This window comes from Bacillus sp. OK048 (assembly GCF_900103525.1).
In the GTDB taxonomy this organism is placed as follows: domain Bacteria; phylum Bacillota; class Bacilli; order Bacillales; family Cytobacillaceae; genus Neobacillus.
Map to the genome: position 1 here is coordinate 1 of NZ_FNHN01000031.1, position 9,108 is coordinate 9,108.

Sequence of the window (9,108 nt, forward strand, 5' to 3'; positions counted from 1 at the left end):
CTTCAGCAACTAAATCAATGCATACGAAAAAGGAAGAGTTTCCTCCTCCTTTAATCATTACAAGGGTTATATTGAGACTTTTTCAGCAGTCTCGCAATGCTGGCCTTTTTAATGTTTTCAACCCTACAACTGTCCGCCTGGGGTGGAAAGTGTCCACGAGCGGTGACAGGCACCATAAATATGGTGGTGGCGGAGACAGATAAAAAACATCCTCAACCGGAGGATGTTTTTATTTGCAGTCAATAATGGTCAGGCCTTCATTTCATCTTTTTTCGAACGCTGTTTTTACAAAGTATATGTGAAAAATTATGAAAACATATTATAATGGAAATAAATTCTTTTTTTGCACCTTCAAGAATTCACAAAGGTTGTGTTCGCAATGATATGGCTTTATTTTATTTTTTCCTATTTACTGGGAAGTATCATGTTTGGATTTCTAATCACGAAGATTTTTTATCGCAAGGATATACGAGCTCTGGGAAGTGGTAATGTTGGCGCAAGAAATGCCGGCCGCCTTCATGGTAAAACCGCTTTCGTATTAATATTTCTTGGGGATGCATTAAAAGGTGCTCTTGTTATTTTAGCTGCCCGTTACTTCCATTTTTCTGAAACGGTTCAACTAGTCGGGCTGGCCCTGGCAATTTTGGGTCATATAAAGCCAATTACCCTGAAATTTAAAGGCGGCAAAGGGATTTCAACCTTTATTGGGGGGATAATTACCTTTGACCCTCTTATGGTACCAGTAATTATCCTGGGATTCTCCATCCTTTACACGTTTAAAAGAAGTTTTACCATAGCCGGTTTAGGGGCTTTTCTTTTTATCCCAGTAGTTCTTTTTATAAAAAATAATGATTGGCTAAGTTGCATCATAGCAGTAGGGATTATTGTAATGCTTTACGCAGCACATGCGAAAAATCTTAAGGAAAGGCTGAAACCTAATGAGTAAGCACGAATTCTTTTTCAAAATTGCCACCTCTCAAGATGAATTCGAACAAATTCATCACTTAAATTATCAAACCTTTTCAGAGGAAATTCCACAGCATCAGAAGAATGAGGAACAAATGCTAGTGGATCAGTTCCATGCTGAAAATACATATATCATTTGTATAAAAGAAAATGAAGTTATTGGCATGGCTGCGATTCGCGATAAACGGCCATTTTCACTCGATAAAAAAATCGGTCCGGTAGAACAATCCCTCCCCTTTACAGTTCACTCACCATGTGAGGTTAGACTATTATCTGTTAAAAAGGAATATCGTAATGGACGGGTTTTTTTAGGCCTTGCACAGTTTTTAATAAAATATTGCTTAAAGAAAGGCTATGACATTGCTTTTATTTCTGGAACCGTTCGTCAGTTAAAGCTTTACGGGCAATTAGGATTTCAGCCATTTGCCAATTTAACTGGCACAGCTGAAGCACTCTTCCAGCCCATGTATTTAACGAAAAAAACATTTGACGAGTCGATTGCTGGCAGAATTCTTCCGCCGACCATTCCATTTTTGCCGGGGCCTGTTCAAATTTCTGAAAAGGTCATGAACGCATTTAGCAAGACTCCGATGTCTCACCGTTCTGACCATTATAAAGAAAAGCTTGAAAAAGCAAAGTCACTGCTCGGTCAATTAGTGAATTGTACATATGTCCATCTTTTCCTAGGGTCAGGAACACTTGCTAATGATGTGGTTGCAGGACAACTTTCCTTAGAATACGGCCGGGGACTCATTTTAGCCAATGGAGAATTTGGCAACCGTTTAGTTGAACAGGCTAATAGGTTTGGGCTCCCATTTGATGTACTTCAAAAAGACTGGGGACAGGCTTTCACCCATGATGAAATCATTTCCAAAATATCGACTGACACCCGGTGGATTTGGGCTGTTCACAGTGAAACCTCCTCTGGTATGCTCAACGATCTTGACCTATTGAAGGATATTTCAAAACAGCATCAACTCAAACTTTGTCTTGATTGTATTAGCTCTTTAGGGGCAATAGAAATAGATTTAGATGGAGTATTTTTGGCAACCGGCGTAAGTGGGAAGGCAATCCGCGCTCTAACAGGGCTTTCGTTCGTTTTTCATCACCACGAAGTACAGCCGTCTTTAACACTTCCGAAATATCTTGATTTAGGGACATACATGAGAAAGAAAAGTATACCATTTTCCCAGTCATCCAACCTTTTGGAGGCTCTTTTATCAGCATTAGAGGATATTAATATGGGAACGTTTGAAAAAGTGGTGAAAACACACTCTTTCTTAAAAGATCAGTTTAAACAATTTGGCTTTACCATCGTTAGTGAGGAGCACAGTTCACCTATCATTCTTACGATTGAGGTACCAAATTCGGTCTCTTCAGCTGTGGTTGGGGATATTCTTTATAACCATGGCTATCAGCTTCACTATGAAAGTGATTATCTACAACGAAGGAACTGGCTTCAGATCGCCTGTATCGACAACTACGAAACTAAAGACTTAGAAAAAATGGCCAATCTCTTAAATAGAGTCATAACTTACGAAACACAAGCATTAAATCAGACAACCTACTAAATGTAAATATATATTTAAAGTGTCACTGCCTTTAAAACGGGCAGTGACTTTTTTGTTCAACTGTCCACCTGGGGTGGACAGTGTCCACGAGCGGTGACAGGCACCATTGTTTGTCACCATTGTTCACCAACGCTCACCATTTCTTAGCATCACTGCTTCCCCTATGCTTTGGTCGGTGATATGTATTTCACCCTCTAGGTCGGAAATGGTCCGAGCAAGTCGGATGATTTTTATTTGGGTGCGGTTGCTCCAGTTTTTTTTAACACTGTGCAGCCGGAGTATTCTTTGCTGACCGTCTGTTAATGGGCTTGTCTTTTGTAACGTATCATAACTGACTCTACTATTGCTTAGCTCTCTTCCATACCGCTGATGCTGAAGGCTCCTAGCTGCCTCTACTCTTCTTTGAACAATTTTTGAAGAAAACTCTCCTCTTGCCCTCTTCCCTTCTAAATCAACTGGTTTAATCGCTAGATGAATATCAAATCGTTCCCGAAGCGGACCAGAAATTTTATTTTGATAGGCTATTCTCTGCCTTGGCGTGCACGTGCAATAATGTGTATTGGAACCTGCATATCCACACGGGCAAGGATTCATTGCTGCAATTAAGATAAAGGAAGCTGGATAGGTAAGCGTGGCTTGTGTTCGACTGATTGTAATTTTTCCATTTTCAAATGGCTGACGGAGCATATCCAATGTTTTTTTCGGAAACTCTGCAATCTCATCCAAAAACAAGACACCACGGTGGGAAAGAGAAATCTCTCCAGGTTTTGGAAAGGTTCCACCTCCAATCATTGAGATCCCAGAGGCAGAATGATGAGGATTTCGAAATGGTGGGGTTTTAGCGTTAAGATAGTTTGCCCCACTTAATTGATGCAGAGCGATTACTTCAAGTTGGGCTTCTTTTGACAATGGCGGTAAAATCGACGGAAAGCTCTCTGCAAGCATACTCTTTCCACAGCCAGGCGGCCCTGTCATCAAGACATGATGTTCCCCTGCCGCTGCAATTTCTAGTGCCTTTTTCGTTTCAATATGGCCAATGATTTGCTGAAAATCAATAAAACTACTATTATCTGAATCCATTTCTTCCTTTTTCGGTGTAAAAAAAACACTGCATCTTCCTTCCAATATCTCAACCACTTCTTTCACAGAAGTTATATAAATAATTTCCAACCCATCAAATTTGAGGTAAGGCAGCCTATTGTCATAGGGCATATAAAGCCTTGTTAGTCCTATTTTTTTAGCAGCTAAAATTGCAGGAAGCATCCCTTCAACTGGGACAATAGCACCGTCTAACGATAGCGCTCCAATGAATCCGGAGTTCTCCGGAATCGAATTAACCAACTCATTCAGACTAACTAGCACCCCAATCGCCATCGGAAGATCAAACATGGGACCACTTTTCTTTTGTTCAGATGGTGAGAGGTTAATGATAATTTTTTGGCCGTTAATGGTATATCCTAAAGACCGAAGCGCAGCCATAATTCTTTCCTTCGACTCTTTAACTGCTGCATCAGGTAGTCCTACAATTCGAATCGAATCATTTCCAACAAACGTCCTTACTTCCACATTGACACGATACCCTTCCATTCCTTTAAGTCCAATACTAGTTACTTTTGCACACATGGATTTTCCCCCATCTTCCTTGGTATCATTATTACCTTTCCATTACTTTCTAAAAAAAGATCCATTTGTGGAGTCTTTATGTAGTATTCATAATGCTTGGATGCTGGGGAGGGAAAATAGGATAACAAATGTCTTGTTTCTACGAGCTGGTTGGCCTCCCCATTAACATAAGCATGGTAACTACTCCATGGATAGTTCTCTAGCACATCAATGAGTCCAGCCTTAAATGGATTTAGATGGATATACCTGCTGACGTCGAATTCATAATCGAGTGAATCTAATAATTCAGCGCCATAACGCTTCTCAAAGACGTGGCCGGTAAAATCATATTTCTTGTTAAAGTACTTGGCGTATTTAGTGTTGAGGTGACTCATGATTATGGTGGGTGATGTATCTGTAGTTTCAAGCTGGAGGTGAGTGTGATTGGTCATTAAGCAGAAAGCATGAAGGGTGAAGGAAAAGGTGTCCTTTGCTTCTTTTAAAAGCCTCAGGTACTTTATACGGTCCTCGTCATCATAAAAAAGCGCTGATTTCCGATTACCTCTGCTGGTAATATGATATTTTGCCCCTTGAAACCAAGTACGGCATTTTCGACCCATAGCGGTCACTCCTTTTATGAAGTTGATTAAGTTGAAGTCATTAGAAAATAATGAAATAATATGGGAAAGGGAACTCGTGTAATACACTATTCGACACCAATCCCAAAAATCCTTCAAATTATCCCACAACCTAAATGATTTCTTTCACTTCGCATCACCATAAAATAAATGATACGATTCTGTGTTATCTTGATTCACTGTTTTCTTAACCAATCTTAACCCTAAAACCTTTGTATAAAATTGAAAGTTCCTCTCTGTCTAACCCGTTAAGATCGAAACATGATGTAAACCTAACAGCTTAATCAAATAACCTCCTATACGGACTTCAATATATATTATCTCGAATCCGAGATAATATAAGAAAAATGGGCACCCTCTGTCAACATCATCAAGCCTTGCAAGCAAGACTGTCCACGGTCGGTGCCTGTCACCGTAATTTTTTCCATGATTTACTGATTGTAGTCCCAAACAACTCTCCACTTTTCTTTTTCCTTAACGACAAAGACTTCTTGTTCGAGGTCAAAGTTTCCATATTTTCCTTTGTAGGTTTGGGTGACTAGTATTTTGTAGACGTTTTTCATAGCTGGTGCTGTTTTGGACATTTTCCATTGTTTGACTTGTTCAGGTTCACTCATGGAAAATTCAAAGGTATCAACACCAAAATGATTCATGAATACATGCGCTCGGTCTTGGATGTAAGAGCCTTTGCTGAATCTTTCCTTCATGTTTGAATGAAAAAGCTGCCACGATGCAGAAAATTCACCTTCTTGTTCAAATCGATAAAACTCTTCAACCACAGCAACCGCCTGCTTATCCGGTGAAAACATTGCACTCCTTATCAAGAATAAAACAATAACGATACATACAAGAAGCGCCATTCCCATTAATATTCTTTTAATCAGCGCAGTTTTTCTATACATGGACATCTCCTTTAATACAGATTTCCCATACTAAAGGATATGTCCAACCGCGGACGAATAGTATAACTGACACTTGCGTAATTCACACTGTCCACCTGGGGTGGACAGTGTCCACTAGCGGTGCCTGTCACCGCATTTGTGTCACCGGATTATCTAAATTCTTTTTGAATGTAGTCTAGTTCTTCTTGTGGACTGAGGGGCCGGGTGGCTTTTCCGATGTTTCCATTTTGGTATGCCCAGATACGGTTGTGAGCGCTTACGACATTGGTAAAGTCTTTTCCTATCCAAGGTGCTAGTATGTCTAGCAGCATTTGTTTGTTACTGTCTTTTTTAAATTCTTTGCTGTTAATCACATCAAATAATTTCTGGACCTTATCTGCGGTTATTTCTGATGATCCCCACTTCTTATCTGCTTTCACCTTTTGATGGGTCATATTGTGAACTTCCTGGATTAATCTCCCTTCAGTCATTGTTTCATATTCTTCTGTTACTTTGCTTGAAATCGGGGCTTCAAAACCTTTTTCAATTTTAGTTTCAGCCTCTATTGTCGTAACGGGATCATTTTTCTTTACATTCAGTTTCATTCCGCCATCATCATTACTTAAATAAACATAGACTCCCACGATACTTGCTAGAATCCCAATGATAGAACCCGCCACTTTAAACTTCTTCATGGAGCACGCTCCCCTTCCTTCTACTATGTATCTATCAATCTCACCATGCGAATCCAATTTCTATTCATTATACAAAAATATGCCAAATACATGTAGTTTATTTTTTGGACAAGGATATCTACAGTAATAAATAGAATCTAACAAAGGAGGAGGTTTAACCAATGACAATCATATCGGTAGTTTGTGTTCCAGAAGGTATCGCTATGACAGCAGATAGCAGATTAATAGGCAGCTATACTCGGGATAATGGAGTGGTTGAGCGTTTTACTTTTACTGATAATGCCCAAAAGCTTCTCCTGATAAGAAATTCAAACATTGGGGTTTCATTTTGCGGTGATGCCCTGATCGAGGGTAGGACGGTTGCGGATTTTTTACGAGAATTTGATAGCAATCAGGTCAAGAGCACAGATTCCATTCCCGAGGTTGCTGAAAAATTAAAGGACACCCTTTACTCCAAATTTACTAACTATAAAGTTGCCTTTTACCTAGCAGGGTTTGATTATGATATTCCCTATGTATACCTAGTTAGCAAAGATTCCATTACTAGAAAAAATTACTTGAAGCAGCAGAATCTTATTACCTATTCCGCCAACTGGCTAGGTGAAACAGAACCGATTAGCAGACTCATTAAAGACACCACCTTGAATTTCAAACTGATGCCCTTAAAAGACGCTAGTGATTTTGCTGAGTTTATCGTAGAAACAACGATTTCATATCTGCGTTTTTCTGATGGGATCTCCACATGTGGTGGTCCAATAGATTGTTTGGTCATTACAAAAGATTTTGCCAAATTCCTAAAGCACAAAATCCACCAGCCTTGGTAGAGGTACTGTGGAATAACAGCGAAAAGGTGCCTTCATTTTTATCGAGAGGCACCTTTATAAAAGCACAACGATCCAATAGCAGTGGAGAAAGAATATAACAGTGTAAAAGCTTGAAGCAAAGACTGTTAACCCCCGAATAAGCGATGATGTTGGTACTTTTTTAAAAAGGATAAACAAATAAATGCACAGCGAAAATGCCAGCTTTGTCAGAATAAACAACGAGGGATCTGCCTCATAAATCCTGCTCATTAGTGGGTTCATTTCTTGTATATAGGAGTTTTCTAGCCCATAGTAAGTGATAACGGCATCGAAAACATTTAAAAGAGATAAATAATGAAAGAGTAAAACCATAGCAACACCACCTCAAAACGTTCCTAATAACGAACATTTTAATGAATTCCATTTTGACAGGAGGATATCCTGCTATGTGGATGGAAAATCGTTAGACAATTTTCCCCTATATTTACGAAAATAGTCTATATAAAAAGGAAAATGCCGGTAAACGTTTTCCTTTTTTACTGGTCTATTAAGTAGAATTGCCCATTTAACTATTTAAAGACCACTAATATCAATAATAATTGGATTTGGAGAGGTGGTGCCGTTTTCTACCGTGATCACTTGATTGATATCGAGGTACCCATCTACCATCTTGTTGCCATTCAATCTATAAAAAAAGGGTAAGAAGAGCCAATACTATTCCATTAGTATAATAAGATGAGAATAAATTATTGGGCGAATAATGCTGAAAAGAATACTAATTGTTTCGATAATTTTCACACTCAGCGAAAACTGCTTATTAAAAAGAAGAGCCCAGAGTCGGAAACTCTGAGCTCTTCTTCTTATTGCTTCGTCTTACCATGCAGACTGCTAATCTCCTAGAGCTTCCAATCCGGAAAATCTTTTACCTTTTGTTTTTCATACTCTGTCATTCTAGAATAGGAGTTTGACAGTTTTGATAGGATATACCCTTGAGGGCTTTTTGTCTCCTCATCGTCGTTCACTTCTTGAAGTTTAATAGTTGTAAACATAATTCCTACTTGAGCTAAGCTCTCAATCGTGTCCATCAATGCAGGGTTATCATTGTAATTTTTCTTAGCAATTGAATAAATATAATCTAGTCTGTTTCGAATGTGCTTTAATGTAACTTCATCAAATTGATCTTTTTTCATTACATTCACCCCTTATTTATTAAGCATATGGAACTTTGGGGTATATGGAACTTCACAAAATAAATATATATAGTGGAGAATAAACTGCTTATGATGAAAAATTAATATCAGAGCCATTTTAAGCCTTGGTAAAAAGGTTCATAAAAAAGGCGCTTCCTCTTGACGAAGGGGAAAACGCCTTTTAACAATAAAGGTAATTATAAGAAATAGTGATAACAGGCAACAGCCTCTACCTGTTTAAAGCCTTCCTTAATATACAAATCCTGTGCCCGCTCGTTCTCCCCGTTCACACTTAGGATAGTTCGTTTATAGCCTTTTTCCTTAGCAAGCCTTAATGAAGCTCTAAGCAAGCTTCTTCCTAAACCAAGTCCCTGATACTCTGGAATAATAGCAACCGGACCTATATTCATGATCGGAGAGTTTTCATACTCATCGTCCGCACCTCTTATAACACCTACAGGATTGTTTTGATGGAAAAGAAGCATCATCCCGCCTTCAAGGTAATCTTGATCGGTTAGCAGCTTTGTCACACCTTCGATTGTAAGTGGCGTTTCACTGCCTTTAAGTGTTGCAAAAGCTGCATTTCGTACCAGACGCCAATTTCTAAACCAACTACCTTCATCCTTACTTCCCTCCCCAATTCAGATAAAACAATTATACCTAACCAGCGAGACTGCTGAAAAAGTCTCAATATAACCCTTGTAATGATTAAAGGAGGAGGAAACTCTTCCTTTTTCGTATGCATTGATTTAGTTGCTGAAG

General features: G+C 39.0%; 12 protein-coding genes and 1 pseudogene. 4 read left to right on the forward strand and 9 right to left on the reverse strand.

Annotated features, from left to right (window positions below):
* From BLR86_RS26535 to BLR86_RS25310, 3 genes are all read left to right on the forward strand, one after another.
* Positions 1–203, forward strand: a 203-nt coding sequence (locus BLR86_RS26535; protein WP_217642434.1) for a hypothetical protein, incomplete at its 5' end; no start/stop codon positions are given.
* Between the two features lie 176 nt (positions 204–379).
* On the forward strand, positions 380–946 hold the full coding sequence (locus BLR86_RS25305; protein WP_090768522.1) for a glycerol-3-phosphate acyltransferase: 567 nt from the start codon (positions 380–382) through the stop codon (positions 944–946).
* Entirely contained in the window at positions 939–2,537 is a 1,599-nt protein-coding gene (locus BLR86_RS25310; RefSeq protein WP_090768525.1) for an aminotransferase class V-fold PLP-dependent enzyme, read from the forward strand. The genes BLR86_RS25305 and BLR86_RS25310 overlap by 8 nt, the downstream gene beginning before the upstream one ends.
* A 123-nt stretch (positions 2,538–2,660) precedes the next feature.
* Here BLR86_RS25310 and BLR86_RS25315 read toward each other — a convergent pair whose 3' ends face one another.
* The 5 genes and pseudogenes from BLR86_RS25315 to BLR86_RS25335 form a co-directional block, all read right to left on the reverse strand.
* Positions 2,661–4,160, reverse strand: coding sequence for a YifB family Mg chelatase-like AAA ATPase (locus tag BLR86_RS25315; protein ID WP_090768528.1), 1,500 nt, complete (start codon positions 4,158–4,160; stop codon positions 2,661–2,663).
* Positions 4,145–4,759 (reverse strand): transposase, encoded by a 615-nt coding sequence (locus tag BLR86_RS25320; RefSeq protein WP_090768531.1) that lies wholly within the window; start codon positions 4,757–4,759, stop codon positions 4,145–4,147. The genes BLR86_RS25315 and BLR86_RS25320 overlap by 16 nt, the downstream gene beginning before the upstream one ends.
* A 147-nt stretch (positions 4,760–4,906) precedes the next feature.
* Positions 4,907–5,062: pseudogene (locus BLR86_RS25325) on the reverse strand (VOC family protein); the annotation flags it as partial.
* Between the two features lie 146 nt (positions 5,063–5,208).
* Entirely contained in the window at positions 5,209–5,679 is a 471-nt protein-coding gene (locus BLR86_RS25330; protein ID WP_090768534.1) for a hypothetical protein, read from the reverse strand.
* A gap of 149 nt (positions 5,680–5,828) precedes the next feature.
* The gene (locus BLR86_RS25335) at positions 5,829–6,353 is read right to left on the reverse strand and encodes a DUF6241 domain-containing protein (protein WP_090768537.1); all 525 of its coding nucleotides are present in this window, start codon (positions 6,351–6,353) and stop codon (positions 5,829–5,831) included.
* A 161-nt stretch (positions 6,354–6,514) separates the two neighbouring features.
* Between BLR86_RS25335 and BLR86_RS25340 the strand changes: the two genes are divergently transcribed.
* Complete coding sequence (locus BLR86_RS25340) at positions 6,515–7,177, forward strand: Ntn hydrolase family protein (RefSeq protein ID WP_090768540.1); 663 nt, start codon at positions 6,515–6,517, stop codon at positions 7,175–7,177.
* A 54-nt stretch (positions 7,178–7,231) separates the two neighbouring features.
* On the opposite strand, the gene BLR86_RS26540 is transcribed toward BLR86_RS25340, so the two are convergent.
* From BLR86_RS26540 to BLR86_RS26545, 4 genes are all read right to left on the reverse strand, one after another.
* Positions 7,232–7,528 (reverse strand): DUF5658 family protein, encoded by a 297-nt coding sequence (locus BLR86_RS26540; protein WP_090768543.1) that lies wholly within the window; start codon positions 7,526–7,528, stop codon positions 7,232–7,234.
* 524 nt (positions 7,529–8,052) lie between these two features.
* A complete protein-coding gene (locus BLR86_RS25350; protein ID WP_090768546.1) occupies positions 8,053–8,346 on the reverse strand; it encodes a hypothetical protein in 294 nt (97 codons plus the stop codon).
* 197 nt (positions 8,347–8,543) lie between these two features.
* Positions 8,544–8,876, reverse strand: coding sequence for a GNAT family N-acetyltransferase (locus BLR86_RS25355; protein WP_175493054.1), 333 nt, complete (start codon positions 8,874–8,876; stop codon positions 8,544–8,546).
* A partial coding sequence (locus BLR86_RS26545; RefSeq protein ID WP_217642435.1) for a hypothetical protein occupies positions 8,873–9,108 on the reverse strand: 236 nt, incomplete at its 5' end. The genes BLR86_RS25355 and BLR86_RS26545, both read right to left, overlap by 4 nt.

Bases quoted from the DNA above. Each gene is read 5' to 3' on its own strand.
- BLR86_RS25305 (WP_090768522.1), top strand. From the start codon at position 380: ATGATATGGCTTTATTTTATTTTTTCCTATTTACTGGGAAGTATCATG.
- BLR86_RS25310 (WP_090768525.1), top strand. From the start codon at position 939: ATGAGTAAGCACGAATTCTTTTTCAAAATTGCCACCTCTCAAGATGAA.
- BLR86_RS25315 (WP_090768528.1), bottom strand. From the start codon at position 4,160: ATGTGTGCAAAAGTAACTAGTATTGGACTTAAAGGAATGGAAGGGTAT.
- BLR86_RS25320 (WP_090768531.1), bottom strand. From the start codon at position 4,759: ATGGGTCGAAAATGCCGTACTTGGTTTCAAGGGGCAAAATATCATATT.
- BLR86_RS25330 (WP_090768534.1), bottom strand. From the start codon at position 5,679: ATGTATAGAAAAACTGCGCTGATTAAAAGAATATTAATGGGAATGGCG.
- BLR86_RS25335 (WP_090768537.1), bottom strand. From the start codon at position 6,353: ATGAAGAAGTTTAAAGTGGCGGGTTCTATCATTGGGATTCTAGCAAGT.
- BLR86_RS25340 (WP_090768540.1), top strand. From the start codon at position 6,515: ATGACAATCATATCGGTAGTTTGTGTTCCAGAAGGTATCGCTATGACA.
- BLR86_RS26540 (WP_090768543.1), bottom strand. From the start codon at position 7,528: ATGGTTTTACTCTTTCATTATTTATCTCTTTTAAATGTTTTCGATGCC.
- BLR86_RS25350 (WP_090768546.1), bottom strand. From the start codon at position 8,346: ATGAAAAAAGATCAATTTGATGAAGTTACATTAAAGCACATTCGAAAC.